We start from the raw sequence: 26,646 nt of genomic DNA, 5'->3' as shown, positions 1-26,646 counted from the left end.
CCTTCTTTCTTTTTTTAATTAAATGCATCCAAGTTTTCTTGAATGGCTTTTTGTCGTTGAGTTACATCTTCAATGGCCATAATTTCTTTTTTGGTCATCTTCGGTTTTGAATCACCTTTATCTAACTTATTATCAATCACATGATACCCCGATGGTTTTTCATCTTTAACTTCTTTAGCTATCGATTCATCTGTTTTAAAAAATGATGGATGATCTTGTTTTAATGTGGCCAACTTTTCTGAAAAATCGTCCGAATCAATGTCAACTTCTCCTAGTTTAAACTTCAAATAATCTAATTCAGTTGCTCCAGCTTCAATCAGCGCGCGTTCAATTTTCTGCTGTTTCAACTCATTAGATAATGTTTCAAGTTGTGATTGAGATTCATTGTATTGATTCTCCATTTTTTCAGCCTCTGCTGCCTTTGTTTTATAACTTTCAGCTTCTTCCTTAGCTGCCGATAAATCAGCTTCTAACTGGCTAATTCGGACATCTTTCGAAGATAAATCTTTACCGTTCTCATCTAGTATCTGGTTGATTTGTTCTTTTGATAATTCAAATTGTTCTAAAAAACTACGTTTCATTGTTTTTACTCCCTTTCTACGCTTTTATAACATGGGTCGCATCCACTTTTGGTCGGTTGAGTTTTACGTCATCCCAGGACATAAAAAATAGCCCTTTAAGGGCTGAAAATATTGATGTCTATTCCATCAGTCAAGATATTTGGATCACCTCCGCTAGCCTAAAGTGACATTCCGGTGCTTAAGATTATCTGGCGGCTTTTTCTGAAATAAGTTGGTTAAAAATACCAACAAAGCAATGGCCAATTTCATCATTTTAATTGCTAACCTTCTTCTCAAAAAACACCACTCCTATTAATTTTAATTAAAACAAAAACACCACACTATAAAAGCACGGTGCTTAATCTTCAATTATTTCAATGGATTTTATTTGGTTTTCAAAATAAAAATAATGCCCTATTGAAATTGAATCGTAATCATCTCCAGAATCATAGGCTGTATCATAACCTCTTACTACTCCTTCAATGACTGTTCCATCTTCTAAAATCATTCTCACTTTTTTATGTAAATAGTTTACTAAGTCCATTATTTATCAACCTCCGATGGCATCATAGGAACAATGTGCGAACCAGTTCCTCTAAAATGTATTTTAAATCTATTGGTAGGGTATTCTTCCCCATCTAATTGACTGATTGCAACTCCGTAATCATATTTATCAATGGCAACTTCTACTTTGAACTGGTTTGATTTCCAATTTCTTTCCACATAACCATTTAAAAACTCATTATTAATAATTTTTTGTAAAATTTTATTGTCAACTGTAGTATAGCTTGGTTTGGGCTTTCCTTTTTTAAAATTATTTTCACAATATAATTCATATTGTTTTGTACCGAATCTATGTCTAGACTGTAAATCTTTATTAATTTCTAACTTTAATAAACCAGAACCAATATTTTGTTTTAAATTCGCTTTATTGACAACTTGTCGATATCTTTCAACATCATTATACTTCATTTCTTGAAAATTTACGAGACTTGTAGGCACTCTCTTACTGCCTAATTGTTTTAAATATCTTCTATGTTGGTCCTTGTCGTAATTTAGGTTCTTCCCCTTCTTCTCTTCGACACTCCACCAATCTTTGCCACGTTCAGTTATCAAATCATCTTTCCATTCCTCATAATTTTTATAAGGAATTACTCGCCCATATCCATCTCGACGATAACCCGGTTTCATACCATTTACAACAGTAACAGAGGAACAACGACAATTAATATCCTCACTGGCAATTCCAAAATTACCAGGCGATAACGTTCTATGCCCGCTTGGACTTATAAATTCTTCATCAACCTTAACCACTTGTCCATCCATGGATCTATGAGATGAACGTACTCTAGTGTCTAGTGCTGACATCCACATCTTTTCTAATCTAGCACCCATATCAACGGCATCTTCCTGAGCTTTTTGTTTCGCTTGGCCACGCGTTCGATGCCCTTCTGTGATTGCTATTCTTAACGCTTGCTTATAGTTCGATTCCGTCCAGCGAGTGATTTCAACAGCGATATCACGATAGCCTTTACCTTGAATCAATCCATTCCTCAATGCTTCTCCTGCTTTACCAGCTAATTTTTCACGATGATCATATAATTTTTTTGATAATAACGACGGATTAATGGGACTTGCTACACTATGACGAATATAATCCACATCGACTCGATTTTGTATTGGCAATTCTTGTCCTGTTTCCATTTCAACTTGATACATTGTTGAAAAATAACCATCGTCCCGCTCTTCGTCAGCGAATCCTTTTATGATTTCTTTTATTTTAAGCAATTCATCATCATTATAAGTATCGCGAACGAATTCTGAAATTTGATTCTCTAGGGATAATAACCGCATAGCGTTAACTTTCTGATATTCCGGTAACTCGTCATATTTGTTGATAAGTTCTTTTAAGTTTTTACGAATCTCTTTGTTGATACGATTGTAAACTTTCCATAGGTCTTTGTTGACATTAGTTACAGATAGCTCCTCAAGTTTTGCTATCTCATTCTGAATCTTGTTCAGTTTCTTGGTCATTATCTACCAACTCCGATTCATCTTCAAACGGTTGAGACGCTTGTTCTAACACCAGTTTTTTGACTTCGTCATAATCAATTTCTAGTGTCGTACAGATTTGCTTCAACAAGGTATCATCATCAATGTAAGGAGCAGACATCACTAGTGTATTGATTAACGTTTGTTTAGCTTGTGCTTCAATTAATTCAGTATCCGCTAAATCTTTCTCGTTGACGATGGTATTACGTTCTAAAATAATATCAATGTCATTAATATCAAAGGTCTTACCGTGAAGTCGTTTAATATCCTCTAAAATGAGCTCTAAGCACCATTTAATCAATGACCGGACTCTTGGTTCAATCTTATTACATTTAAGGTTTAGGAGGCTATATCTCGATTGAATCGCCACATTCGTAAGATTGCTCCCGTCATTATGACTTGAGTCAAAAGCTAGCCCAAATTTATATATCGCTTCACGGTCCACATCCAACTTCGTACGCCGTGCTTCTACAGGAATTTCATGACTTAAAATGTCTACCCCTTGACCACCTTTATCATTCGGCGCTTTACTTGTTTTTAGCATTTTACGCGAACGTAAATTTGTCCGGATATTCTCAATCGAATCGGCTTGCGCACCATGCACAATGAATATCGGACTACCAAAATCTTGTAAGTCGTTTGATAAGAAACTGGCTTGACGATCATAATCATCGATAAGGGCTTTAATAGGTACTAAGTCCGATTGCTCCTTACGGTTATTCGATAATCGGTAAAATGGAATTCGTCCATAACTTCTGCTTAAAATCACGCCATCGTCATTTAGAGCTACGATATGTCCTCTTGGATTGGGTTCCTTCGTAACATCAAGAATATATTTATTTTCTTTTGAATCATAAACAAAATACTTAGTCTCATCCGCTGTATAAACCTCAGCATATTCTGTATCTTGTGGTTTCCCATCTTCGTCATCCACAATTCTGATGTAGGTTCTAACGACCGCTACTTCGTTTTTATAATTATCTACAATTGAGTCTGTGGTTAAATAATCAGACACTTCAAATTTTAATTGGTCATCGTTGGTTGTTCTTGCGTATGCAAACTCCACACCTTTCACCGAAGCCCCTTCAACAATTTCATTCATGAATAGGTTGAAATCGTCGTCAAAATAGTCATATAGATATTGTTCTAATTCATTATTTTCTGTTTTGAATTGAACACCATTGGATAATAAATGTTGCACCTTTTGATCAATTTGTTCCATGAAAAACGGATGAGGAATTTGAATATTAGATGCGGTTGTATCTTCAACCACTTTCCCGCTTCCGTCCAAGTAAAAAATACGACTGTCTAAAATATCATGCTTACTTTCATAATATCGTTCTGCCACTTGTGCAAACTTCTTATGATTATTCAATTCACGAACTCGACGATATTCTTCTAATCCCTTGGCAACCTCATTCATATCTTTATCCATTATCAGTTGCCACATTTTCTTTTTAGCCATTCCACCGCTCCATTCTATTCATAATAATTTGTTGGCATGGTTATATGTGTGTAAATAGCGTATCGACACGCATCCATCACATCATCAAATTCTTTCACAGGTTCATCCCCTTGACTACTCCAAACGTATTGATTGATTTCAAGTAGAAATTCTTTACATTGATCTGATACAAAAAAATGCTTTGTTTTAATCAATTTTGCCATTTCTGAAATACCTGGTATCTTTGATTTATTAGCATTATGAGCATTGAGTCCTGCATAGAAAAATGCATCGACATATTCAGGTCGAGCAGAATCGCAATAAAATGGAATGCGGTCTCCATACTCTTCAGTGATTTCTTTAGCTATCTTAATCCAGTCATCAATGTGTTTGTGCTGGTATACATATTCTTTAACTAAATACCAGTTATCTTTATCGTCAATACCAAAAACCACAATCACGCCCTTATGCTCATACCCCCAGTCAACACCACAAACGTAATATTCTATATTTTCATGAGGAATATCATCATATGAAATCACATTGACTTTAGAATCAAAATCAGCATAAACAGCCCCTTCGCCAATCGTCCAACGCCCATACAGCCCTCTTTCTGTAAATACGCCCGAAGGTGTCGTTAAAATGAGGTTGTCAATGTATCTTTGGCTTAAATAAGGGTTATCAAAAATTGTAAAGTTAAAATGTAATAACGTCTTGCCATCAGCTTTATCAATATAATCTTTCTTGATGTAGTGTTCGGGATGGTCCGGGTTAGTATCAAAAATAAGCCTTGCTCCATCTCCGGAACAACGCTTCTTGATTTCGTCAAAAACACGTTTATCTGCTAGTGTAGCCTCATTAATGTATGCACCATAAGCTGTCATACCACGAATGGCCTTTAGGCCCATTTTATTTCCTGTAAAGGTTGTTACGACTTTTACACCAAATAAATTAAAATTTCCATTCTTATCAAACTTGAACTCCAAACCATAATCATTTTCTAGTTCATCTAAAATATTTGTTTGTAGTGTACTTGATGAAGCGGCTGCAAGAATATACTTCGGTGTTGCTACACCTTGCCTATCGGCTATTTCTCGAACCCTCAATAACTCATCTAAAAAAATATCATTATTAATTTTCGTCTTACCTGCACGAACAGCGCCGTCCAACATCAACATGTACCAATCTTTGTCGCTATTGACTGCTGAATATACTTCATTCTGTTTCTTTGAGTAAATTGGTATATTTGCCATTATTCTTGCACCCGCTTCATAATCATTTTTCGAAGATTAGCAACTTGATTTTGAGTATCATCATTAGGTTCAATTTCTTTTTCAAGCTTTTTAGCATGCAGTTGATCAAGTGGATATATTTTCTCAAGTTTGTTCAATTCTTGCAATGCACCAATTAAAGCATTAGCTGTACCTTGTCTAACATACCCCTTATCATGTCTTTCAATCGAATCTCTAGCTTTATCAACTAGCCATTTAAGATTTTGAATTGACTCTTCTCTTGTCCACAGAGCTTTCTGCTTGTGTTCTTCCATAAGTTCGTCATACCTTGTTAAAACCTTGCTATTTTTAAATAGTCGCGACGCGTTGGCATCTATCGTTGTATTGGATTTCCCTTTAGTCGCATAACCAGCCTCAATATACGCTTGTCTTTGAGAAAGTCCACTGATAAGCCCTTGGACAAATTTCTCTTGCTTTGCTGTAAGTTTTACCAATGAACCACCCCTTTCTAGGCATATAAAAAAGCACTCCGTAAGGAATGCTAATACAAAGGCTAAAGGATTCGAACCCTTACCGACTGGTTTGGAATCAGTCATGCTACCATTACACCAAGCCTTTATTTTGACAGTATCGAACCCACCCTTGCCGTTAAAAAGCTTATGTCGTAAAAGGATACTGTCTCACACCGAACATTGGGAAATTGTGTGATTCTTTTGGTTTCGATAGTCCTCTTACCAATGTTTCATCTTGGACTATCTGAGAGTGGGAAATAAAAAGCCACCCATCAGTTCGTGACTGCCTTAAAGGCGGGTGGCCGTTGATATTAAATTAAATAGATGCCCCGTACTTGCCTTAGGGGGATGGCATACCCTAGTATATTGTTTTACTGATTTACAGCCCCTAGGTGGGAACGAATGTCTATTCTCATCCGTTATATGCAATCGGCACCTTCGACAGTGCTAAACCCCATCAGGCGATTGCTAGTATATACCACTCTTACGAGTGCCTAGTCGGATGCCTCCATTCGCATATGGACCAGGATTTTAAAGGAAATAATTGAATCTCACGCGTACCTGAATTGGTACACTAATAATGTATCACATACATATCAAGCTTTCGATACTATTAAGGTACTATCTTAAATTGCACCTTTTCCACACAGCTAAAGCGTATCTGCTCTGTACTCTGTGATGTCGTCTTGATAATACTGAATGAACTTTAGCGACTGTCTAACGATTGCATGTCTATGCTTAATATGACTTTCAGAATATCCTAGACTTCTAGCTACTGCTTCTAAAGTCATACCTTCAACATATTTCAGTTTAACTATCTTCTGGTCCAATTCATCAAGACGATTGATTATCTGCATCAACTCTTCCATTTGCTTACGCTTAATTAATAGCTCTTCTTCCAACTTAGCAATAACCTTTTCCAACTTACTCGCTAATGACTCGTTAGTTAATTTAACATCCATCAAGTCTCCCTCAACCCAACGAGTAAGCTCTAACTTAGACTTAGACAGTTTCCATTCAAGTAATGCTATCTCATGCTCCAGTTGCTTATATTCTTTTAACCATTCGAATTTTATAGTAATCACCCCTAACGTTTATTACGGTCATATTCACCAACATACTTCACATCAGGAGGTTTCCGCATTGGTGTTTCTTTCTTCTTTGGTTTACCATCAAGCACTGGCCACTGACTATGGTCGTCTGGTAAAGTAAACCAAATGGCTAACATTGCGATTGTAATTATCCAAAACATTAGGACACCTCTTTTAAAATCATAAGCAACAGCACAATGATTATAAACATCATTATTCCCTTAAAAACTTCACTATAATTCCGTTCACAACCATTATCAGCGATATAGGCTCCCAATGAGCTACCGATAACAGCAAAAAATATGATTTTCAGTATTTGCATCTACTCCACCTCTTTTATCGGTGGTTTAGGTATTGATACCCAATAAAATTCTTTTAGGTCTAAATCGCTATCAAAATTACAATCATCATTCCCGTGACATACCCACATATCTACCCATGTTGTTTTTCCATCAGACACAATAACCATCTCATCTTCTTCTGGTGTTACTCCATCCCATATATATTCATGACCGTAAATTTCAAGTTCATCTGCTGTTGGCGGTCTTGATACGACATAATTCCACTTGATTGATTCTTCCATCTACTCCACCTCTTTCTTACAAAGAACTATCCAATGTGTTTTGCCTCTCTGGTTTCCAAACAACATATTTAATCCAGTCTTAGAAATTATCTTCTTAATTTCCCCAATGGAAACTTGTTCTTCATTCCATTTGAAAATCAAGGTAGCGTTTTGCTTCATTACTCGACAACATTCATTAAAACCTTGCAATAAATCATCTTGCCATGTTTCTCTATTTAGCTTCCCGTATTTTTTGGCCAACCACGATGTTTCGCCGGCTTTAATCAAATGCGGTGGGTCAAATACAACTAAATCATAAGTTTGTTCTTCAAAAGGTAAATCTCTAAAATCTGCAATGTAATCGGGTTTTACATCAATTTTATGCCCGCTTTCCAATTCGTCGTATCTTGGCCACAAGTCGCAAAATGTAGTGTCTTTGTTGTCTTTGTCAAACCAAAACATTTTAGAACCACAACAGACATCAAGTATTTTCATTTACTCCACCACTTTCACACGTTCTAAAACCAACTCATAAAACCTACCGTCGTATTTTACGACTGCAACTGGAAATGCAATTTGACCTGCGTTATGCCCACCAACTAATGGACTTTCTCCATGAGTCCATGCTGTTTGAAATACTCCCATAAATTCCGCTTCAACCCATTCGTCATTAATAAGTGCTTTGCATTTCATAATCTACTCCACCTCCTTGATAAACACACCATCAACCAACTTACCTTTTCTGTCTTTGATTTCGTTATAGGCTGCATGCACGCACTCATTAAAATCAATATCCATTGTTTCGCATAACGACACCAAAGTAACGACGATATCGCCTATCGAATCTTTTATTAACTCCATGTTGGCTCTAGCTAATGCTGCTGCTAACTCTCCTACTTCTTCCACCACTTTTAAATACTGATCTCGTGGATGTGCTGTGTGGATGTTACGATTCCTAACCCATACTCTAATTGATTTGATAATATCCATGTTGTTACCTCCTAGAATGGTAAATCATCTTCACTAATGTCTACTTGTGTTCCAAAATTACTAAACGGACTGTCTTGCTGTACTGGTGTTTGCTCTTGCTGTTGCTGTCTTGATTCAACAAAATAAAAGTTATTAACTACTACTTCTGTTGTGTAAACCTTTTGCCCTTGTTGATTCTCATAACTACCTGTACGGATATTACCGTCAACAGCAATCTTAGTTCCTTTGTGTGCGTATCTCGCTAAAGTATCTGCTGCTTGTCTCCAAATCTGACAATTAATAAAATCTGCATCATACTCACCTTGTTTATTTTTATAGTTACGATCGACAGCAAGTGTAAAACGGCCTACTGAATCGCCTTGTGGTGTCTTTCTTAAGTCGATATCACGAGTTAATCGACCAATCAATTGTACATTATTAATAATAATCACTCCTTTAGTCCATTCCGTCGTATAAAGCTTTAGATACATCTTTTAACTGTTCTTCTGTCAAATCATTAATACATTTTAGTAATTTGTTTTTGCTTTCCCTACACAACTTATAGCCTTTATCTCGATAACGATATGACCGTTCAAAGCTTGAAATCGGAAAATTTAATACATCATCAATTACTAATCGCTTTCTATGTAAATGCTCGAAAAAATCATCATGGTGCAATATTCTGAATTGTAATAAGTAATTATCTTCATCCACATATTCTTCATCTTTATAAAAAGCGAACTTCGTTATTGTAAAGTCGAATTGCTCAATGATTTGTTGCGGCTCTCCAAATATTGTTTTGACAAATTCTAATCTCAAATTATTTTCTTTATCTCGATAAGACTTAACCTTGTCGTTTTGATACACAAATTCATAAGTTCCTTGTTTTTTTAATCGTTCCGCTCTTTCGATAGCTTCGTTGTAGTCATCTTCATTTCTAAAAAATAAGTCGACATCTTTTATTTTTTTGTTGTTGAAAATATTTTTAAAGCATCCACCAGCGATAATCGCGTTATCGTATAGTGCGTATTTCTGTAAAAAAGACAGTTGCATGAAGTTGAAAATATCTCTACTCTGCATCTTCTGCCCCCTCAATTAACCATTCAATATTCATCTTAGCTTTCTCTAAATCTTCTTTACCGTTCTTTTCGTATGCTCGTAATAAGTACTCCACAGCACTACACCATCTATGTGCCACAATGCCTGATTTATCTTTAACAAACTCCTCTAGTACTTGCTTCACTTCAAGTCCATTAGTACCCACATAGTGGCTTGGTTTAACGACTGCATTATTTTCCACTGGCTCTTTCAAATTCTTCTCCACCCATTCTTCAATACTCTTGATTGGTTTAATCGGTTCTACTACAGGTTTTTGTTCTGGTTTAGCCACTTGCTTGCTTTCTTTTAAAGCTTTAGCACGCTCTCTGATCGCTTTCTTGTCCCTATGTCCATCTGATATCATGCGACCAAAGCATTCCTTGCATTGATTTCTTAGTTTGTTTCCTCGCATTTTACTAAATTCAAATTGCGGTTTAGTAATGCCGCATTCTGTACATTTCTTGGTTTCATACATCTTGTAAGTTCGAATATCTGCATTTTCTGTCGCATCCAATATTTCAATCGATTCCATGCGCACAACTTTTCGTCTGTCGCTAAACTGCACGACACATGTATTTTCGTTAACTCTAAATATTTTACCGATTTCCTCGTCAACTTTGACGATATATCCCTCTTTAAATTTAGCCATGAAGTAATCCCCCTAGTCTGTCTGGTCGAAAGCCAAAGAATGGTACCTCTCCCTCGATAACAACTACTGGTAAACTATTAAAACCTAACTCATCTTTAACGTATTTCAACGCTTCATCATCTAAATCAGCTCTGATTTCGGTATATGCTTTACCTTCATCTTCTAGCCACTTTTTCGTAAAATTACATTGCATACAATCTGCTTTTGAATAAATGGTTACTTTCTTTGTCATTTTCTACAACTCCTCGATTCTTATTTCTACTCTAGGTTCTTCTGCGTATAATTTTCTAGCTACCAATTCCACTATTTGATTGTCATCATGGTAAAGCATGCCATTTGATGCGTCTAAAACCGACTTAACATAGTTATCAATGTCTGGCTTGGTTGTTGGTAGTAATTCTCCACTGATAGCCTTGTTACGTTTAACCTTGCTGAATGACTTAGGTATTTTACGATAGACAGTCAATTCAACTTTAAGCGGTCCATCCACTGGTTTTAGTTTAGCTTTGTGAATCGTCACTTTTACATATCGTTCATATACTTTTGTTTTTTCAGGAGTATATGTACCGTACCGCCCTAATCTAGGACGGGCTTTTGGTACACACTCTCCGGGTATTGTTAGGTTAAGCACTAATCTTCCACCCCAAAATAGTATTTTTTAATCCGGTCTGCTCCGACTGTGTCGATTGCTCGTTGGGCGATTTCTTCGCTAGGGAAATATATATTCCCACATTGTACGGCTTCAAAGAAGGTTATGTCGATTTTATCGCCCTTTCCCCAATGTTGAAGCGTATAATTTTTACCACCGATTTTAAACGGTCTTGCAAATCGTCGTAACTCTGCTTCGACTTTCAACTGCCCTACCCGAAACTCGGCTTCTTCTTCTGTTTTAAATACGTTGCCGATTAAATATCTTCGTCTATGTATGCCAAAGGTATTCCATTCAGTTTTATGAATAACTCCATCACTATCTACAAACCAATAATAATCTCCATGTTTAGGTTTCCACTCTTTACTTTCTTCTTCCGCTTTCAACTTCTCAATTTCATCGGATAGTTCTTTTATTTTAGTTTCTAATTCTTCAAGTTTATCCATTTTCTTTTCCTCCACTAATTCAAACTTTCCTTTAGGCAATGCAGCCCAATATACTTTACCTACTTGTGATCTATCGGAGTGTTCAATGATTTTTATTTCAATTTCAAACGGCGTCACATTTACGACCTCGCCCAATGACATATTTTTATCTGTATAAAAATAACTATCCGACGTACCCCTAACTTTATCTCCGACTTTAAACTTCATTTTTTTCCTCCTGTGAATCTGTTTTAAACCCATCTATCAAGCTTCTAAATTCTGATAGTAAATCTTCACCGCTATCATCTAATGATGGTTGATTAACTTGTTCTGGTTCTTTATTTTCTTGCGCCCAATATGGCTGTATCTCTTGTTTCTTACTTTTACCTTTACCTGGTAATATCAGTGTTTGATGATTCTTAAAAGTTCTGTCTTTAAAGAAATTCACATCAGTTTTAATATATTGATTAGGTCGCTCTTCATGGATGACTAACGTTTTATAATTCTCTACACCTAGCTTAATTTCATCAACCGTACATCCATCTTTAAGTGCTAGTTCAAAATTTAATAGTGAAGCATTAAAATCCATCCGTTTTGGGTAGTTATTCCAGATTGGAATAAATAACTCTTTTACGGCATCCTCTTTCTGATTATTTACTTTCCTTTCCTCTCCTTTCCTTTCCTTTACTTTACTTTGTGTACTTCTTCCGTCATTAATTGAGTTATTGACGGAATTAACTTCATTAATTCTACTTTTTGAGTAATTAATTGAGTTATTGACCACTTTAACGTTAGTATTGTCAAAGTTGGTCAGTAAATATTCATTGTCTAGTTCGACGATTTTTCTTTTTTCACACGCTTTAACATACCGCTTTTGGATACCAGCTGATGTTAAAATTTGATGATTTTCAAACATATTTGCCTCGAAAAAGTCTACATCAACTAATTTATTGACCACTTTTTCTACTATTAATTCAGTAGTGTTAACTTCCTCTGCTATTAAGAAAGAAAAGTCATCATCAACATGGATAAAGTACCCATTATCTCGATAAATGTTGGAAAGAATACTGATAATTACTCCGATTGCTTCCGTTCCAACACTTCTAACCACTTTTCTGATTTTGATGTCGTTTAGAAAGTCGATATCTAAAGGAAAGTAATCTATACCTGTCTTAATCGGTCTTGCCATTTCACCACCCCTACGCTATTGTTACTGGTGTACCAGTAACTTGTTCTATTGCTTGTTTAAACTGATCTGCATTGCTGTTACTATCTGATAAATGCAGTAAGTATATTTCTTCTAATTTCGTTATGTCGTTTGCTTTAATAAACTCGATTACGTTTCCTAACTCAAAATGACTGGTTAATAATCGGTTTCGACGTCCCTTATCAATTCGGCCTGCATCATAGTTTTGATTAAGAATCTCTAGTGAGTAGTTACACTCCACCATCATGTGTGTTACGTTATTAAACCTATATCGTATATAGTATGTATCAGTAGCGAATAAGATACGTTTGCCACTTGGACTGTCGATTAGATAGCCTACTGGCTCATTGACATCATGCTCTACATCAAATGGTAGTATGTTCCAACCCTTGACCGTGAACGGTTCTGTTGCTTTAACGGTCATAGTGCGATACTTCGGAACATCAATCGCTTGTGCAGTACCTTGCGTACAATACACACTTGATGCACACCGTTTAATTACTTGATTGATATATTTAGCATGATCGCCATGTTCGTGAGTAAGTAAGATTGCATCCACCTTAGGCCAATCGACTTGTAAATACTTAGGATTAATACCAGCCTCTATTAAGAGGTGGGAATCACCATCTTCAATGAGATAGCAATTCCCCTTAGAACTTGACCCAAACACTCTAATTTCCATGATTAAAACCCTGGGTCAAGTAAGTTCACTTGTTCTGCTTCATCATTTGATTCAGATTCAGTTACTTCTTGAAACTCTACATATTCTTTAATGATTTCGCCCGTTTCGGTATCTACATCTGTTCTAGTTGGAGTGGATTCAGGAAAGTCCAGTAACTCTTGATTGGCATTTTCAGTTACGTCTTTTCGCATTGATTTTAAATTCTCATCAGTTGATTCGTTGTATACTCTCTCTAGGAACGCATTTTCAAAGTTCTTAGGATATTTCTTCGTGATATTATTACGCATTTTTCTGATGATCATTGCTTCGCTGGATTGTTCATCTTTCCAAGCAGGACTGATGTAGTTTGCTAATGCTGCATCATCTAAAATTTCTTCAATGCTTTTATTTTTAAGTTGCTCAATAATTTCATTTTTCTTTTCGTCAATCTGTTTTCTTTGAGCTTCGGTCGCATTATATCTATCTTTAGCAATACCAAACGTTTCATTCATTAAATTATTTTTGATATGCGCAATTAAATTACGCACCACATCAGAACGTTCAGCAATTAAATACTCCACTTCACCATTAGTTTTCGTGATTGGATAAACAATACGTACTACTTTTCCTGTTCCTTTTGGTTTCCATTTAGGTGGAGTTAACTCCAATCCGACAAATTCAGGGTATTCAAACTCATCATTCTCACGAACTTCCCAATACTTATGTACCGTCTTAACATCACGGCCAAAACGTGCTAATAGTGAATCATTACCGTCACCCTCGATACCAGTCTCAACGACCGACACCCATTCATTGCCGACTTTCTTGTTTCTGATAATGTAATAAATCTCTCTAGGTGATGCCGACGGATTTAATTGCAAAGTAGCAGTTAAGGTTAATGCTTCGGTTAGTGATCTGGTGTCCACATCAGCAAATGTTTTCTGTTTTGCTTCTAATGCGTTTGAAATGTGGCCAATTGCTGCCATCACACATTGCTTTTGGTAGCTAGTCATCTCGATTTGGTTACGCTCTAGCGTTGATGTAATCATTGGTAGATAAGTGTTAGTTGCTTTAACTAAAGTTGTTTCATAATTTGACATGTTTTATTGCTCCTTTATTGTTAATTTTTCGTCTTTTGAAACTGATAAAGTGATGATTTGTGTGTCGATATCTAAAATATCGTTAATGCCCTCTGCGTTATCGATAAAGACTGGTACATAGGTATCGTGATGTTTCATCAACACATTGATGATGTCTAACCCAGCATTGATACGGTTTGCGGTGTTTAATCCAGTCGAGTAGTTAACACCCTCAACCGTTGGTTCGCAACATTCTGTGATACCCCCATTGTTTTGTGTATCGAATAATTTAAACTTCACTAAATTGAATTTGTTATTGATTGTATCAGTCAACAAGTTGACTTTTGTTTTTATAAATTCTTCCAGCAAGAATAATTGTTGTTCTAGCTTTCCAAATTCAAGCGATAGTGTCTGCTCTGAATTGATTAGCTCCTCACGTCTTAAAGATTGCTTGGCATGTAATTCAAATTTGTATAGATCATCATTTACTTCGCTTATTTTGCTGTTAAACTCTAGAATTTCGAGGTTTATCTGCTTAATTAACGACTGATTATCACTATTGATTGCATCTAACTGGTTTTTTAGCGCGTTTATCTGCATATCAATTTCGACCGCCTCTTCTGTATCATTGAACGGATTGATACCTGCTTTAGCTTTTTCGATTTCGTCATCAATCGCTTTTAAGTTGTCTTGCGTTTTCTTAACCGCTGCATCACTTGCTGGTAGGTCAAGATTTTCCAGTTGTTCTTTAAGGCTATCAACAGCGCCTTGATGTTCTGCTATTAAACCGTTATTAGCGATACCTTTCTCTTTGATTTGGGTTAGTCTTGCAGCCTTATCCGCATTGAATTGTTTCTCTTGTTCTTCGTGATTATGCTTGATGTCAAACACCTTATGTTCGTTAAAAGGAACACCGCATGTCGGACAGATTAGCTTGCTATCGTCAAATTTAGGGAATTGTTCATCACGAATTTGAGTGAATCTTTGACGATTCTTGTCATTTTCTGTTTTAATCACTTCGATTTCTTTAAGATGACTGTCAATTTTAGCCATCAATTCATTGCGTTTCATGGTTAATTCTGTGTTCTTCTGTCTAGCTTCAAACACGAGGTCATTCGCTTCGTTACGCTTTTCTTTTAATTCGTCCAAACCTGCTTCTTCTCGTTGGTAATATTGAATTTCAAGTTCTCGCTTATGCACTTCAAATTCTTTAATCTGGCTTGAAATTTTAACGCTAGAAGCTCCGTTTACAACTTCTGATAGTTCTATACGTTTTCGTTCTAAATCGGCTTGTAGCGCCAATTTTTGAGTTTCTAGGTCTGCTTTGTTTAAATTGGTTAGATCCGGCAAACTTCTATCCACTTCATCTATACGACCAGGCAAAGCGTTGATGTCTTTGTTGATTTGTTTCATTTGCTGCTTAACTAATGCAGTACGTTCATCTACTGACTTTCCGTCTAAAATGTCGTTAAGTGGTGCTAATTCTTTGTTTGATTCGATGACTTCCTCATCTGTTAAATCACCTACCATCTCAAGTAGTGCTTCTCGACGTTTCTTCCAGTCCAAAACTTCAGGAAAGTAATTCAATTTGGTTAACATCTTGAACGTTTCTTCATCAATCAATTCAGATAGTGCTTCTTTGAAGTCTTTCTGTTTAACATTCAGACCATCAATCGAATAGGTGGTTGTATGACCGTCAAATGTTTCAGCGATAGACCCACGTTTCTTAGTCCATTTTTCTTGAATATTACGTCCAAATTCTTTAATGGTACCATCAATATCTAAAGTGACAATAACCTCTGTTTCTAGATGATGAATCGGTTCATTTTCTGAATTAAGTGGTTTCCAATCAAACTTAGTATCTGATTGATCAGCACTATTCTTTCCAAATAGACACCATAGAAATGCATCATATAGTGATGTCTTCCCAGTACCGTTATCGCCATATACTGCTAAATTTTCGCCATTTGGCACGAGTTCGAACTGCTTAAATCCTTTAAAATTGCGGATAAGCATTTTATTTAATTTAATTTTCATAGTATAATCTCCTTATGAAGTAATTTCATGGTTATTTCGTTAAGTCGAGTTGCCGCTCGGCTTTTTTCTGCGATTTATTTCTGCTTGTAATTCTTCTGTTGAGTAATTATGTAATGGATTTTCGTTAAGCAACTCATCAATAGTTGTATTCCCTATATCTGCAATAGCTTTTAAAGTTAATTCATTCGGTATATTTTCACCACGTTCCCATCTTGAAACGTTGCTTTTTCCGGGAGATAAACTTTCATTATGTTGGTGTATTAGGTTTGCAAATTCTTCCATTGTTTCGCCACGATTTAATCTAATGAACCTAATTCTTCGCCCAACAGATTTCCGATATAATTCTTTTGACATGCCACAATACACCCCCTGATTCATATACTCTAATCACATCCATCAAATGTTCGATATCACCTGTCTTTCTATAGTTATCAATCGACTTTCTGATGCTCTGTTTCTTCCAATTCTGCACGCTCCCACTCCTCAATATAATTTGTATAATGCGTATGCACTCTTGCTTGAAATAATAATGGTTGCATGTTCAATTCCTTATCCGTCATCTCATAGTTAAATATCAACCAATCTTTAAAATTCATCATTTTATTTCCCATCATTACAATTCACCAATCCACTTTCAATCAACCTTGCATCAATGACTTTACACATTTGTTCTCGTCTTTCACGTTCCTCATTAAATCCACCCATGCGGATAATTCCGACAATCAAATATGTAAATACTAAACCAGCAATCAGTACTAACCCTAAAACTTCTTTAAATGTTTTGAACTCTTTCATTTATTTCCCCCAATCTATCCTTCCGAAGTTATCGGTTAACCACTTATTAAACTTTGTTTTATTTACTCGCCAAGGAACTCGTTTTTGAGATGGATAGTAAATAATGTTTGGTTCCAACTCATTCCTGAATGGATAAAGTAATTTGTTCTTCAAAGTATCAATCGACTTGATATTAAGTCTTGCTTTTAGCCAATCAATATCACCAATAGAGCCATCTTCAATTTGCTGTTCCAGTTCTTGTATTTTTAACTCATACTCTTTTCGGATGACCTCCTTTTCTAATTCAAGGATTTCTGCAATGCTCATTTAGATCACCTCTTATTCCATCTCGACTGTCGGTACATAACCGTGGTTAGTTAATAAATTATGTAAGAATAATCGTCCCTTCTGCGTCCATTTCGTGTGTAAGCGAGAACCTTCTCCACCGTTATATTCCACCGTTTGGCTTTGTGTATACCCCATTGGTGCATACTTTTGATACAACAACCATGTTCCTCCTTGTTTGTATTGAATGCCCCACTCGTTTAGTAATTGGTTTAACTTCGTAGCACTCAACCCATAGTCTTTAGCAATTTGAGATACAGAAACTAACGATTTGCTTTGCAAAATAACATCATAATAGCTGGCTTTAGGTTGAAGCTCTAATACACGTTGTTCTGCAATTAAACGCTGTTCACGCTCCGCCTTAAGCTTTTGAAGTGCATCAATTAAGAAGTCCGGATTATCTAGCAACTCATCAGTCGCATAAACACCATGTTTTCTAATTGTTGGTAACACTTCACTTGTTACCCAGCGTTTGAATTGTTTTGCTGTTGGTAATTTGGATTTTAGGATTAGACTATATAGACCTGATTCGTTGATGAAGATTACTTCACGATTTTGACCTGCCAGAACGATTCGTTCGGTCAGCTTATCTTCTTCATCCACGTGGTCACGGATAGCCTTTGCCGTGTTGCTATATCCCAATACTTCAGCTACATCTTTTCCAACAAAATAAGGTTCACCATTAATCAATAAAGTTCTAACTTCGCCAAATTCATTGTTTTTAAAAATTTGTAATTCCATTTGTTTCATCCTTTCTAAAAATGTTATAAGTTTTGTTTGCGTTTTAGTGCTATAATATTCCTCAATGAGAGGAGGTGAAAAAATGTTTGAACACATAAAACTTGAATATTATTACTCTGTATCTGCACCTGCAACTGGTGGTGAAACAACAATGACATTTAAAACCGGATATGATGATTCCGTTAAAGTAAAAGACTATATAATAAACGACGATATCAAACGAGGTCCAATTGAAAGATTTGAAGTATTTTCAACAGGATTGGTTATGTTTCATAGAGACACCGCTAGTTTAGGTGAAACTTATTCAAATATGCCTTTTGAACTACATGATGATGGAATTTTTTATTTAGTCTCTGATTAAAAAATACTTCTTAATTTCATTGACATTTTGCATGGATAATAATGCGGATTTTCTTCCTGAAATTAATTGAATATTATTTTCATCATTTTTTAAGCTGTACGTTCTCATGTCATTTCGCGCTACCACCACTCCGACTACCAATCCTGTGGTGATTAGTGCGATTGTTTTGATTTGTTTTTTCATTTTTCTCACCCCCTAAATATTTTGATATGCGTAAATTTCTTTTACTTTGATTCCTTCCTGTTTCATTGTGTGCCTCCTTTTTATTGTTCACGAACGTGAACTTGTGGTTTAAAAAAATATTTCGGTATTTCTTCTTCTTGTATGTTTAATAACTGACATGCTTTGTAAATTTCAGCATCTTTCCAAGATACTTTGTTATTTAATTTCAGTGATAAACTGCGTTCCGACAAACCAATCGCTACAGCGAAATTATATTGAGTACCAAACATTTCTACGATTTTTCCGTTTAAACTTCTATAATCAAAGCTCATTTTGATGCCCCCTTTTTAAACTTATTTAGTTCACGAAAATGAACTATGGCTATATATTATCACGGTAATTGAACTAAGTCAACACTAAAGTTCATAATTTTTAAACTTTTCTATTGAACTTAAGTTCAATAATGATATAATATAGACATAAAGTATTAATATAAAGAAGGTGTGATGATGTCAAAAGTAGCTACCACTGGACAAAGATTAAAAGAGATAATGAATGAAACTGGTATGAAACAAGTCGATATTTTGAATAAAAGTTTACCGTTTCAAAAATCACTTGAAATCTCTATGGGAAAAAGCGCCTTATCTCAATATGTCAATGATGTGCAAGAACCCGATCAGCAAAGAATTTACCTACTAGCTCAAACGCTCGATGTTAACGAAGCTTGGTTAATGGGTTACAACGTAAATAAAATAAAAATAGATGCCGAAACATATATTGCAACTCCATCACCAACAACTGAATTACCATATTATGGGACAGTCAGCGCTGGTGGATTTGAATACGCATCTGTAGACCCTGATTTAATGCAAGTGCCTACGCATTTAATAAAAGATAACAATAGTTACTTTATCTTAAAGACCAACGGCGATTCCATGAATAAAGTAATTGCTAATGGTCATTATGTAATCGTACAAGATATTAGGGACGGTAATTATACTTTGAAAAATAACGACATACTTATTTTCAAAAGTGGTTCTGAATATACTATGAAACGAGTTCGTAAGACGGACACTATGCTACACTTAGAACCTGACTCATACATAAACGAATTTGAAACTCAATCATTCGAAATTAATGATTGTTTAGATGTTGAGATTATCGGAAAAGTTATCTATAGTTTCAGAGAATTTAATTGATAGGAGGTGAAATAATGAAGAAGATAAGCAAAATTTTAAATCGTCTACTAATAATTCTAATAGGTTTAATAGCGATTGTATTCATTGGCGGTTCTATGGCTGGAAGTTCTAAATCTTCTAACAACGATTTATCATCAATGACTTTCGAAGAGATAGCAGAAGATCATTATTCAAAATATTTTAGAAATATAGTCACTGATTCAAGTGATACAGGTTATATTATTAACGTCGATATGCCCACAAATGTTTCGAATAAATTGAGATTAACTAAATTTAGAAACGATTTTTCTGAATTTTTAGAAAAAGTAAAAGATAAAGAATTTGATAAAATTCATCTAAATAGCTATATAGAAGTTCAAGACAAACTAGGAAACATAGAAGAAATTGTAGGAGCTACAATAGTTATTACTCATGAAACTATCAATGAAATAAATTTTGAAAATTTCAATCCTGATAATTTAGAACAGATATCAGAAGAATACCGTGTGTATTACGGATTAAGAAAATAAAAAAATCCCACTCCCTCTAACTTGGCGGTCTGAGGAGTGAGATTACGAAAACAAAAAACCTATAATAAGGCTATTTGTCATGCCTTATTATACCATAATTGAAAGGTGGTATAAAGCTATGGCAGTTAAAAAAGATAAGAAAACAGGCAAGTGGTATGTGAGAGTATCATATAAAGATGCCGACGGCAAATATAAGACAAAAAACAAATACGGTTTTGCAACCAAAAAAGAAGCGCAGATAGTTGAAGCAAAATATGAAATGATGAAACAAGAAGGTATCGATCTAAACGAAGAAAAAGATATGACAATCTTTGCTAACTACTTTGAAGATTGGTGTAATACATTCAGAATAGGAAAATTTTCTACCGGTACCGATAAGAAGTATCAGCATGAAATCAAATTGGTAAAAGAGTTTTTTGGTAATACACGTTTAAAAGATTTAACACGCACTAAGTACCAACAATACATTAATGAACGTGGCAAGAATCGAAGTAAGAATACCGTTGAGAAAACTCACGGCTATTTAAAGAAGTGCTTATCCTATGCCCTAGCGGACGGTTTAATCACACAAGACCCCACATTTGGAGTGGAGCTAGCATACGATATTGAAGAACAAGACCGAGTGAAATACTTAGACCTTGAAGGGTTTAATAAACTATACCGTCATTTGCTATTTAAAGACACCATGAATGACTTAATGTTATTTATAGCCCTATCAACTGGGTTGAGGATTGGCGAAGTATACGGCCTAGCGTATGACGATATAAAAGAAGATAGCTTAACCGTCAACCGTGGTTATGATTATCAAATTGATTTTGACTTTACAAGCGGAAAGACTAAATCGGCAAAGAGAACGATTGTCATTCCAAAGGAATTGTACGTAAAGGTTCAGAAGTACAGACTTCAAAATAGCAAGATTAATAATAAATATCTTTTCTTAGATCCACGCAACAAGCCAAGGATAACTCACAATGGACTAAGCAAGCATTTGTATAAAACGTTAACTCAATTGAAACTACCTAGAGTGACAATCCATGTTCTAAGACATACTCACGCATCAGTGTTATTTTATAATAAAATCAATATCGGTTACATCAGCAAGCGTTTAGGCCACTCCAATATATCGGAAACTTTGAACACCTACACCCATATCATATCGGAGTTAGAACAGACAGCTAATGAAGAAGTGCAGGCGATTTTTGAAGTCGCAAAATAATCGCAAAACGTTTTAGCTTTATATAGTTTTAAAATCAAAAAGAAAAAGGCTAAAACATTGATTTAACAACATTTCAGCCTTTAATAGCTTTAAATAGCTTTATATATAAGGAGGATGTGGGATTCGAACCCACGCACGCTTTTACACGCCTGACGGTTTTCAAGACCGTTCCCTTCAGCCGGACTTGGGTAATCCTCCATCAGCTTCTTTACTTTCATTCAATGATCCGTACGGGATTCGAACCCGTGTTACCGCCGTGAAAGGGCGGTGTCTTAACCACTTGACCAACGGACCGTCTGACGGGGAAGAAGGGATTTGAACCCTCGCGCCGGTTTACCCGACCTACACCCTTAGCAGGGGCGCCTCTTCAGCCTCTTGAGTACTTCCCCATTAACCAAGTTTGATACTTTTTTTATTCAAAAAAGATGGGCCTAAATGGATTCGAACCATCGACCTCACCCTTATCAGGGGTGCGCTCTAACCAACTGAGCTATAGGCCCGTTGTCGCTTTAAGCGGGTGACGAGAATCGAACTCGCGACAACAGCTTGGAAGGCTGTAGTTTTACCACTAAACTACACCCGCATCTTCTCTTAATTGCGGGGGTAGGATTCGAACCTACGACCTTCGGGTTATGAGCCCGACGAGATGCCAGCTTCTCCACCCCGCGATAATATTATATATAAGGAGGATGTGGGATTCGAACCCACGCACGCTTTTACACGCCTGACGGTTTTCAAGACCGTTCCCTTCAGCCGGACTTGGGTAATCCTCCATATGATAGCTTCTATTCTTTGATACTTTTCTCTTGTCCTACAAGACATGGACCTTGCAGGACTCGAACCTGCGACCGGACGGTTATGAGCCGTCTGCTCTAACCAACTGAGCTAAAGGTCCCAGTGCTTATAGCGGCGAAGGGGATCGAACCCATGACCTCCCGGGTATGAACCGGACGCTCTAGCCAGCTGAGCTACACCGCCATCAATGGAGAATAGCGGGATTGAACCGCTGACCTCCTGCGTGCAAAGCAGGCGCTCTCCCAGCTGAGCTAATCCCCCATTTTGGTATTACTTTAATATTTAAGATTTTTTTGATTTTTGGTTCAAAAAAATCGGGAAGACAGGATTCGAACCTGCGACCCCTTGGTCCCAAACCAAGTGCTCTACCAAGCTGAGCTACTTCCCGTTTCTATACACCCAGTAGGAGTCGAACCTACAACCGCTTGATTCGTAGTCAAGTACTCTATCCAATTGAGCTATGGGTGCATGCTTTAATGCCGAGGACCGGAATCGAACCGGTACGGGTATCACTACCCGCAGGATTTTAAGTCCTGTGCGTCTGCCAGTTCCGCCACCCCGGCATTTGCCTAAGTTTGCTGGCAAAGCGGAAAACGGGATTCGAACCCGCGACCCCCACCTTGGCAAGGTGGTGTTCTACCACTGAACTATTTCCGCGTTCTTTTATTCACTCATGCCGGCTAAAGGACTTGAACCCTCGACCCTCTGATTACAAATCAGATGCTCTACCAACTGAGCTAAGCCGGCTTGTTACCTCGACAAACATCTGTTCGTCTTCATGCGGGTGAAGGGACTTGAACCCCCACGCCCGAAGGCGCCAGATCCTAAATCTGGTGCGTCTGCCAATTCCGCCACACCCGCATTCTGATGACCCGTACAGGATTCGAACCTGTGACCCACTGATTAAAAGTCAGTTGCTCTACCAACTGAGCTAACGAGTCATGGTGGAGGTTAACGGGATCGAACCGCTGACCCTCTGCTTGTAAGGCAGATGCTCTCCCAGCTGAGCTAAACCTCCAATTTGAAAATAATTTACCCTGCGCGGCAACGTCCTACTCTCACAGGACCAAAGGTCCAACTACCATCGGCGCTAAGAAGCTTAACTGCTGTGTTCGGCATGGGAACAGGTGTATCCTTCTTGCCATCATCACCACACAGGTACATTATTTTCTTTAAGTAAACTTATTATAGTTCACTCAAAACTGAATAACTCACAAACTCTTTAACCTTAAATCTTCGTGGTTAAGTCCTCGACCGATTAGTACTAGTCCGCTCCATATATCACTATACTTCCACTTCTAGCCTATCTACCTGATCGTCTCTCAGGGGTCTTACTTCTTTCGAATGGGAAATCTCATCTTGAAGCTGGCTTCGCGCTTAGATGCTTTCAGCGCTTATCCTTCCCACACATAGCTACCCAGCGATGCTCCTGGCGGAACAACTGGTACACCAGCGGTGCGTCCATCCCGGTCCTCTCGTACTAAGGATAGCTCTTCTCAAATTTCCTACGCCCGCGACGGATAGGGACCGAACTGTCTCACGACGTTCTGAACCCAGCTCGCGTACCGCTTTAATGGGCGAACAGCCCAACCCTTGGGACCGACTTCAGCCCCAGGATGCGATGAGCCGACATCGAGGTGCCAAACCTCCCCGTCGATGTGAACTCTTGGGGGAGATAAGCCTGTTATCCCCAGGGTAGCTTTTATCCGTTGAGCGATGGCCCTTCCATACGGTACCACCGGATCACTAAGCCCGACTTTCGTCCCTGCTCGACTTGTTGGTCTCGCAGTCAAGCTCCCTTCTGCCTTTGCACTCTACGAATGATTTCCAACCATTCTGAGGGAACCTTTGGGCGCCTCCGTTACTCTTTAGGAGGCGACCGCCCCAGTCAAACTGTCCACCTGACACTGTCTCCCGTTGCCTTACAACGCGGGTTAGAGGGTTCATATCACAAGGGTAGTATCCCACCAACGCCTCCTCGTAAACTGGCGTTCACGATTCCTAAGCTCCTACCTATCCTGTACATGTCACACAAACACTCAATATCAAGTTACAGTAAAGCTCCATGGGGTCTTTCCGTCCTGTCGCGGGTAACCTGCATCTTCACAGGTACTATAATTTCACCGAGTCTCTCGTTGAGACAGTGCCCAGATCGTTACGCCTTTCGTGCGGGTCGGAACTTACCCGACAAGGAATTTCGCTACCTTAGGACCGTTATAGTTACGGCCGCCGTTTACTGGGGCTTCAATTCGAAGCGTCGCTTGCGCTAACCTCTCCTCTTAACCTTCCAGCACCGGGCAGGCGTCAGCCCCTATACGTCATCTTTCGATTTGGCAGAGACCTGTGTTTTTGATAAACAGTCGCCTGGGCCTATTCACTGCGGCTGGTATTGCTACCAGCACCCCTTCTCCCGAAGTTACGGGGTCATTTTGCCGAGTTCCTTAACGAGAGTTCTCTCGATCACCTTAGTGTTCTCCACTTGACTACCTGTGTCGGTTTGCGGTACGGGTTCATGTTATCTCGCTAGAAGCTTTTCTCGACAGTTTGATTATCCACCTTCGCTACTTTAATTCGCTACGCTTCACAGCTCATTCTCTTAAGTAAAAGCATTTAACTCTTACTAAAACTTACTGCTTGCACATCCTCTTCCATCCGGATGCGTGGAGTCACCTCCTGTGTCCCTCCTTCACTCAATCGATAACATCAAGTACAGGAATCTCTACCTGTTGTCCATCGCTTACGCCTGTCGGCTTGGGCTTAGGTCCCGACTAACCCAGGGCGGACGAGCCTTCCCCTGGAAACCTTAGTCTATCGGTGGACGGGATTCTCACCCGTCTTGCGCTACTCATACCGGCATTCTCACTTCTATACGCTCCAACACTCCTCACGGTATGCCTTCCCCGCATATAGAACGCTCTCCTACCACTCTAGTCTTAAACTAGAATCCACAGCTTCGGTGTATTGTTTAGCCCCGGTACATTTTCGGCGCAGAATCACTCGACTAGTGAGCTATTACGCACTCTTTAAATGATGGCTGCTTCTAAGCCAACATCCTAGCTGTCTGTGCAACTCCACATCCTTTTCCACTTAACAATTACTTGGGGACCTTAGCTGGTGGGCTGGGCTGTTTCCCTTTCGACTACGGATCTTATCACTCGCAGTCTGACTCCCAGAGATGAGTACTTGGCATTCGGAGTTTATCTGAATTCGGTAAAACTTGCGTCCCCCTCGTCCAAACAGTGCTCTACCTCCATCACTCTTACTCTGAGGCTATACCTAAATATATTTCGGAGAGAACCAGCTATCTCCAAGTTCGATTGGAATTTCTCCGCTACCCACAAGTCATCCAAACACTTTTCAACGTGTCCTGGTTCGGTCCTCCAGTGTGTCTTACCACACCTTCAACCTGCTCATGGGTAGGTCACTTGGTTTCGGGTCGACAACAACATACTTTCGCCCTATTCAGACTCGCTTTCGCTACGGCTCCGTTTCTTCAACTTAACCTCGCATGTTATCGTCACTCGCCGGTCCATTCTACAAAAGGTACACCATCACCCCTTAACGGGCTCTGATTACTTGTAGGCACACGGTTTCAGGTACTCTTTCACTCCCCTCCAGGGGTGCTTTTCACCTTTCCCTCACGGTACTGGTTCACTATCGGTCACTAGGGAGTATTTAGCCTTGCCAGATGGTCCTGGCGGATTCCAACGGGATTCCTCGTGTCCCGCCGTACTCAGGATACTCCTAAAGCTTCAGTCAGTTTCGTATACAGGGCTCTCACCTTGTCTCGCTCTGCTTCCCATCAGATTCTACTACTCACTTCAGTCTTATATCGGAGTCCTACAACCCCATTGTGCATGCACAATGGTTTGGGCTCTTCCCTTTTCGCTCGCCGCTACTTAGGGAATCGATTTTTCTTTCTCTTCCTGCAGGTACTTAGATGTTTCAGTTCTCTGCGTCTTCCTCGCTTACGCGTACTGCATTTAGCAGTGGGTTCCCCCATTCGGATATCTCTGGATCATAGCTTACTTACAGCTCCCCAAAGCATTTCGTCGTTCGTCACGTCCTTCATCGGCTCCTAGTGCCAAGGCATTCACCGTGCGCCCTTTGTTTCTTAACCACATTTTTGCGCTCGTAAAGGCTCTTCCCCTTTACTCTTATTTTCTCTATATTATTATATAGACTCGGTCAATTCTCGGTTTATTATATCTTTCTCTTGAAATTATATAATCTATATTGATTACTCCTGTTAAAATAATCAATATCGTTTGTTTTGTTATTCAGTTTTCAATGAACTAGGTGTTTTGAGTAAGTGAA

34 protein-coding genes, 19 tRNA genes and 2 rRNA genes are annotated in these 26,646 nt (G+C 38.1%); 4 read left to right on the top strand and 51 right to left on the bottom strand.

From position 1 onward, the window contains the following. Positions 1-14 precede the first annotated feature (14 nt). The 29 genes from LB888_RS08170 to LB888_RS08030 all read right to left on the bottom strand — a co-directional run bounded on the left by LB888_RS08170 (position 15) and on the right by LB888_RS08030 (position 18,087). Complete coding sequence (locus LB888_RS08170; RefSeq protein ID WP_318752543.1) at positions 15-581, bottom strand: hypothetical protein; 567 nt, start codon at positions 579-581, stop codon at positions 15-17. Positions 582-918: 337 nt separating this feature from the next. Then, positions 919-1,104, bottom strand: coding sequence for a hypothetical protein (locus LB888_RS08165; protein ID WP_318752542.1), 186 nt, complete (start codon positions 1,102-1,104; stop codon positions 919-921). Further along, on the bottom strand, positions 1,104-2,594 hold the full coding sequence (locus LB888_RS08160; RefSeq protein ID WP_318752541.1) for a phage minor head protein: 1,491 nt from the start codon (positions 2,592-2,594) through the stop codon (positions 1,104-1,106). Before LB888_RS08160 ends, LB888_RS08165 begins: the two co-directional genes overlap by 1 nt. Then, positions 2,563-4,077: a phage portal protein gene (locus tag LB888_RS08155; protein ID WP_318752540.1), complete on the bottom strand. Its 1,515-nt coding sequence runs from the start codon at positions 4,075-4,077 to the stop codon at positions 2,563-2,565. Before LB888_RS08155 ends, LB888_RS08160 begins: the two co-directional genes overlap by 32 nt. A gap of 14 nt (positions 4,078-4,091) precedes the next feature. Further along, positions 4,092-5,309, bottom strand: a complete 1,218-nt coding sequence (locus LB888_RS08150) for a PBSX family phage terminase large subunit (RefSeq protein ID WP_318752539.1) — start codon at positions 5,307-5,309, stop codon at positions 4,092-4,094. Then, complete coding sequence (locus LB888_RS08145) at positions 5,309-5,782, bottom strand: terminase small subunit (protein ID WP_318752538.1); 474 nt, start codon at positions 5,780-5,782, stop codon at positions 5,309-5,311. Before LB888_RS08145 ends, LB888_RS08150 begins: the two co-directional genes overlap by 1 nt. A gap of 53 nt (positions 5,783-5,835) precedes the next feature. After that, positions 5,836-5,906 (bottom strand) — tRNA-Trp (locus LB888_RS08140). Between the two features lie 544 nt (positions 5,907-6,450). After that, positions 6,451-6,762 carry an RNA polymerase sigma factor gene (locus tag LB888_RS08135; protein ID WP_318753969.1) on the bottom strand — a complete coding sequence of 104 codons (312 nt, stop codon included), beginning with the start codon at positions 6,760-6,762 and terminating at the stop codon, positions 6,451-6,453. A gap of 125 nt (positions 6,763-6,887) precedes the next feature. Then, positions 6,888-7,052 carry a hypothetical protein gene (locus LB888_RS08130; protein ID WP_318752537.1) on the bottom strand — a complete coding sequence of 55 codons (165 nt, stop codon included), beginning with the start codon at positions 7,050-7,052 and terminating at the stop codon, positions 6,888-6,890. Continuing rightward, entirely contained in the window at positions 7,052-7,213 is a 162-nt protein-coding gene (locus LB888_RS08125; protein ID WP_318752536.1) for a hypothetical protein, read from the bottom strand. Before LB888_RS08125 ends, LB888_RS08130 begins: the two co-directional genes overlap by 1 nt. Further along, positions 7,214-7,474 (bottom strand): hypothetical protein, encoded by a 261-nt coding sequence (locus LB888_RS08120; RefSeq protein ID WP_318752535.1) that lies wholly within the window; start codon positions 7,472-7,474, stop codon positions 7,214-7,216. It abuts the gene before it with no gap. Continuing rightward, positions 7,475-7,948, bottom strand: a complete 474-nt coding sequence (locus LB888_RS08115; RefSeq protein ID WP_318752534.1) for an SAM-dependent methyltransferase — start codon at positions 7,946-7,948, stop codon at positions 7,475-7,477. After that, entirely contained in the window at positions 7,949-8,146 is a 198-nt protein-coding gene (locus tag LB888_RS08110; RefSeq protein ID WP_318752533.1) for a hypothetical protein, read from the bottom strand. A 3-nt stretch (positions 8,147-8,149) separates the two neighbouring features. After that, positions 8,150-8,443 carry a MazG-like family protein gene (locus LB888_RS08105; protein WP_318752532.1) on the bottom strand — a complete coding sequence of 98 codons (294 nt, stop codon included), beginning with the start codon at positions 8,441-8,443 and terminating at the stop codon, positions 8,150-8,152. Positions 8,444-8,454: 11 nt separating this feature from the next. Continuing rightward, positions 8,455-8,868 (bottom strand): single-stranded DNA-binding protein, encoded by a 414-nt coding sequence (gene ssb / locus LB888_RS08100; RefSeq protein WP_318753968.1) that lies wholly within the window; start codon positions 8,866-8,868, stop codon positions 8,455-8,457. A 10-nt stretch (positions 8,869-8,878) separates the two neighbouring features. Beyond that, positions 8,879-9,502, bottom strand: coding sequence for a hypothetical protein (locus tag LB888_RS08095; protein WP_318752531.1), 624 nt, complete (start codon positions 9,500-9,502; stop codon positions 8,879-8,881). Continuing rightward, positions 9,492-10,169: a DUF3310 domain-containing protein gene (locus tag LB888_RS08090; protein ID WP_318752530.1), complete on the bottom strand. Its 678-nt coding sequence runs from the start codon at positions 10,167-10,169 to the stop codon at positions 9,492-9,494. Before LB888_RS08090 ends, LB888_RS08095 begins: the two co-directional genes overlap by 11 nt. Continuing rightward, positions 10,162-10,401: a glutaredoxin domain-containing protein gene (locus tag LB888_RS08085; RefSeq protein WP_318752529.1), complete on the bottom strand. Its 240-nt coding sequence runs from the start codon at positions 10,399-10,401 to the stop codon at positions 10,162-10,164. The genes LB888_RS08090 and LB888_RS08085 overlap by 8 nt, the downstream gene beginning before the upstream one ends. 3 nt (positions 10,402-10,404) lie before the next feature. Beyond that, complete coding sequence (locus LB888_RS08080; RefSeq protein ID WP_318752528.1) at positions 10,405-10,800, bottom strand: RusA family crossover junction endodeoxyribonuclease; 396 nt, start codon at positions 10,798-10,800, stop codon at positions 10,405-10,407. After that, on the bottom strand, positions 10,800-11,471 hold the full coding sequence (locus LB888_RS08075; protein WP_318752527.1) for a hypothetical protein: 672 nt from the start codon (positions 11,469-11,471) through the stop codon (positions 10,800-10,802). The genes LB888_RS08080 and LB888_RS08075 overlap by 1 nt, the downstream gene beginning before the upstream one ends. Further along, the gene (locus tag LB888_RS08070) at positions 11,461-12,432 is read right to left on the bottom strand and encodes a DUF4373 domain-containing protein (protein WP_318752526.1); all 972 of its coding nucleotides are present in this window, start codon (positions 12,430-12,432) and stop codon (positions 11,461-11,463) included. Before LB888_RS08070 ends, LB888_RS08075 begins: the two co-directional genes overlap by 11 nt. Before the next feature lie 10 nt (positions 12,433-12,442). Then, complete coding sequence (locus LB888_RS08065; RefSeq protein ID WP_318752525.1) at positions 12,443-13,132, bottom strand: MBL fold metallo-hydrolase; 690 nt, start codon at positions 13,130-13,132, stop codon at positions 12,443-12,445. 2 nt (positions 13,133-13,134) lie between these two features. Continuing rightward, on the bottom strand, positions 13,135-14,211 hold the full coding sequence (locus LB888_RS08060) for a hypothetical protein (protein WP_318752524.1): 1,077 nt from the start codon (positions 14,209-14,211) through the stop codon (positions 13,135-13,137). A 3-nt stretch (positions 14,212-14,214) separates the two neighbouring features. Next, positions 14,215-16,227, bottom strand: a complete 2,013-nt coding sequence (locus LB888_RS08055) for an AAA family ATPase (protein WP_318752523.1) — start codon at positions 16,225-16,227, stop codon at positions 14,215-14,217. Between the two features lie 39 nt (positions 16,228-16,266). Then, positions 16,267-16,581: a helix-turn-helix transcriptional regulator gene (locus tag LB888_RS08050; RefSeq protein WP_318752522.1), complete on the bottom strand. Its 315-nt coding sequence runs from the start codon at positions 16,579-16,581 to the stop codon at positions 16,267-16,269. A gap of 77 nt (positions 16,582-16,658) precedes the next feature. Further along, positions 16,659-16,826 carry a hypothetical protein gene (locus LB888_RS08045; protein WP_318752521.1) on the bottom strand — a complete coding sequence of 56 codons (168 nt, stop codon included), beginning with the start codon at positions 16,824-16,826 and terminating at the stop codon, positions 16,659-16,661. A 1-nt stretch (position 16,827) separates the two neighbouring features. Next, a complete protein-coding gene (locus tag LB888_RS08040) occupies positions 16,828-17,022 on the bottom strand; it encodes a hypothetical protein (protein ID WP_318752520.1) in 195 nt (64 codons plus the stop codon). Continuing rightward, on the bottom strand, positions 17,023-17,328 hold the full coding sequence (locus LB888_RS08035) for a DUF771 domain-containing protein (protein WP_318752519.1): 306 nt from the start codon (positions 17,326-17,328) through the stop codon (positions 17,023-17,025). It abuts the gene before it with no gap. Positions 17,329-17,340: 12 nt separating this feature from the next. Further along, positions 17,341-18,087: a phage antirepressor gene (locus LB888_RS08030; protein WP_412927893.1), complete on the bottom strand. Its 747-nt coding sequence runs from the start codon at positions 18,085-18,087 to the stop codon at positions 17,341-17,343. An 82-nt stretch (positions 18,088-18,169) separates the two neighbouring features. Here LB888_RS08030 and LB888_RS08025 point away from each other — a divergent pair, with 82 nt between their 5' ends. Next, positions 18,170-18,448 (top strand): hypothetical protein, encoded by a 279-nt coding sequence (locus tag LB888_RS08025; protein WP_318752517.1) that lies wholly within the window; start codon positions 18,170-18,172, stop codon positions 18,446-18,448. Here LB888_RS08025 and LB888_RS08020 read toward each other — a convergent pair. Then, positions 18,434-18,631: a hypothetical protein gene (locus LB888_RS08020; protein WP_318752516.1), complete on the bottom strand. Its 198-nt coding sequence runs from the start codon at positions 18,629-18,631 to the stop codon at positions 18,434-18,436. The genes LB888_RS08025 and LB888_RS08020 overlap by 15 nt on opposite strands. Before the next feature lie 80 nt (positions 18,632-18,711). Continuing rightward, a complete protein-coding gene (locus LB888_RS08015) occupies positions 18,712-18,942 on the bottom strand; it encodes a DUF739 family protein (protein WP_318752515.1) in 231 nt (76 codons plus the stop codon). A gap of 174 nt (positions 18,943-19,116) precedes the next feature. Between LB888_RS08015 and LB888_RS08010 the strand changes: the two genes are divergently transcribed. From LB888_RS08010 to LB888_RS08000, 3 genes are all read left to right on the top strand, one after another. After that, entirely contained in the window at positions 19,117-19,809 is a 693-nt protein-coding gene (locus tag LB888_RS08010; protein ID WP_318752514.1) for a LexA family protein, read from the top strand. 14 nt (positions 19,810-19,823) lie between these two features. Beyond that, positions 19,824-20,318, top strand: coding sequence for a hypothetical protein (locus LB888_RS08005; protein WP_318752513.1), 495 nt, complete (start codon positions 19,824-19,826; stop codon positions 20,316-20,318). A gap of 118 nt (positions 20,319-20,436) precedes the next feature. After that, positions 20,437-21,534, top strand: coding sequence for a tyrosine-type recombinase/integrase (locus LB888_RS08000; protein WP_318752512.1), 1,098 nt, complete (start codon positions 20,437-20,439; stop codon positions 21,532-21,534). A 108-nt stretch (positions 21,535-21,642) separates the two neighbouring features. Here the strand turns inward: LB888_RS08000 and LB888_RS07995 are convergent. The 20 genes from LB888_RS07995 to LB888_RS07900 all read right to left on the bottom strand — a co-directional run bounded on the left by LB888_RS07995 (position 21,643) and on the right by LB888_RS07900 (position 26,449). Continuing rightward, positions 21,643-21,732: transfer RNA gene (locus tag LB888_RS07995), tRNA-Ser, on the bottom strand. A gap of 24 nt (positions 21,733-21,756) precedes the next feature. After that, a tRNA-Glu gene (locus tag LB888_RS07990) sits at positions 21,757-21,828 on the bottom strand. Positions 21,829-21,834: 6 nt separating this feature from the next. Continuing rightward, positions 21,835-21,923 (bottom strand) — tRNA-Ser (locus LB888_RS07985). A gap of 37 nt (positions 21,924-21,960) precedes the next feature. Continuing rightward, positions 21,961-22,034 (bottom strand) — tRNA-Ile (locus LB888_RS07980). Positions 22,035-22,046: 12 nt separating this feature from the next. Further along, positions 22,047-22,117: transfer RNA gene (locus LB888_RS07975), tRNA-Gly, on the bottom strand. A 12-nt stretch (positions 22,118-22,129) separates the two neighbouring features. After that, positions 22,130-22,202, bottom strand: a tRNA-Met gene (locus LB888_RS07970). Between the two features lie 15 nt (positions 22,203-22,217). After that, positions 22,218-22,307 (bottom strand) — tRNA-Ser (locus LB888_RS07965). Between the two features lie 48 nt (positions 22,308-22,355). Further along, positions 22,356-22,429: transfer RNA gene (locus LB888_RS07960), tRNA-Ile, on the bottom strand. 9 nt (positions 22,430-22,438) lie between these two features. Then, positions 22,439-22,512 (bottom strand) — tRNA-Met (locus tag LB888_RS07955). Positions 22,513-22,517: 5 nt separating this feature from the next. Beyond that, positions 22,518-22,590: transfer RNA gene (locus LB888_RS07950), tRNA-Ala, on the bottom strand. Positions 22,591-22,643: 53 nt separating this feature from the next. After that, a tRNA-Pro gene (locus tag LB888_RS07945) sits at positions 22,644-22,717 on the bottom strand. Between the two features lie 6 nt (positions 22,718-22,723). Beyond that, positions 22,724-22,797, bottom strand: a tRNA-Arg gene (locus LB888_RS07940). 9 nt (positions 22,798-22,806) lie between these two features. Beyond that, positions 22,807-22,892: transfer RNA gene (locus LB888_RS07935), tRNA-Leu, on the bottom strand. A gap of 22 nt (positions 22,893-22,914) precedes the next feature. After that, a tRNA-Gly gene (locus tag LB888_RS07930) sits at positions 22,915-22,986 on the bottom strand. A gap of 17 nt (positions 22,987-23,003) precedes the next feature. Further along, positions 23,004-23,076: transfer RNA gene (locus tag LB888_RS07925), tRNA-Thr, on the bottom strand. Between the two features lie 32 nt (positions 23,077-23,108). After that, positions 23,109-23,190: transfer RNA gene (locus tag LB888_RS07920), tRNA-Leu, on the bottom strand. A 7-nt stretch (positions 23,191-23,197) separates the two neighbouring features. Continuing rightward, positions 23,198-23,270, bottom strand: a tRNA-Lys gene (locus tag LB888_RS07915). 1 nt (position 23,271) lies between these two features. Next, a tRNA-Val gene (locus LB888_RS07910) sits at positions 23,272-23,347 on the bottom strand. A 21-nt stretch (positions 23,348-23,368) separates the two neighbouring features. Further along, positions 23,369-23,484, bottom strand: a 5S ribosomal RNA gene (gene rrf / locus LB888_RS07905). 83 nt (positions 23,485-23,567) lie between these two features. After that, positions 23,568-26,449: ribosomal RNA gene (locus tag LB888_RS07900) — 23S ribosomal RNA — on the bottom strand. Between the last annotated feature and the right edge of the window lie 197 nt (positions 26,450-26,646).

Origin of the sequence: Globicatella sp. PHS-GS-PNBC-21-1553 (genome assembly GCF_033564055.1) — a bacterium.
Lineage (GTDB): Bacteria > Bacillota > Bacilli > Lactobacillales > Aerococcaceae > Globicatella > Globicatella sulfidifaciens.
This window is presented reverse-complemented; position numbering and strand designations above follow the sequence as displayed.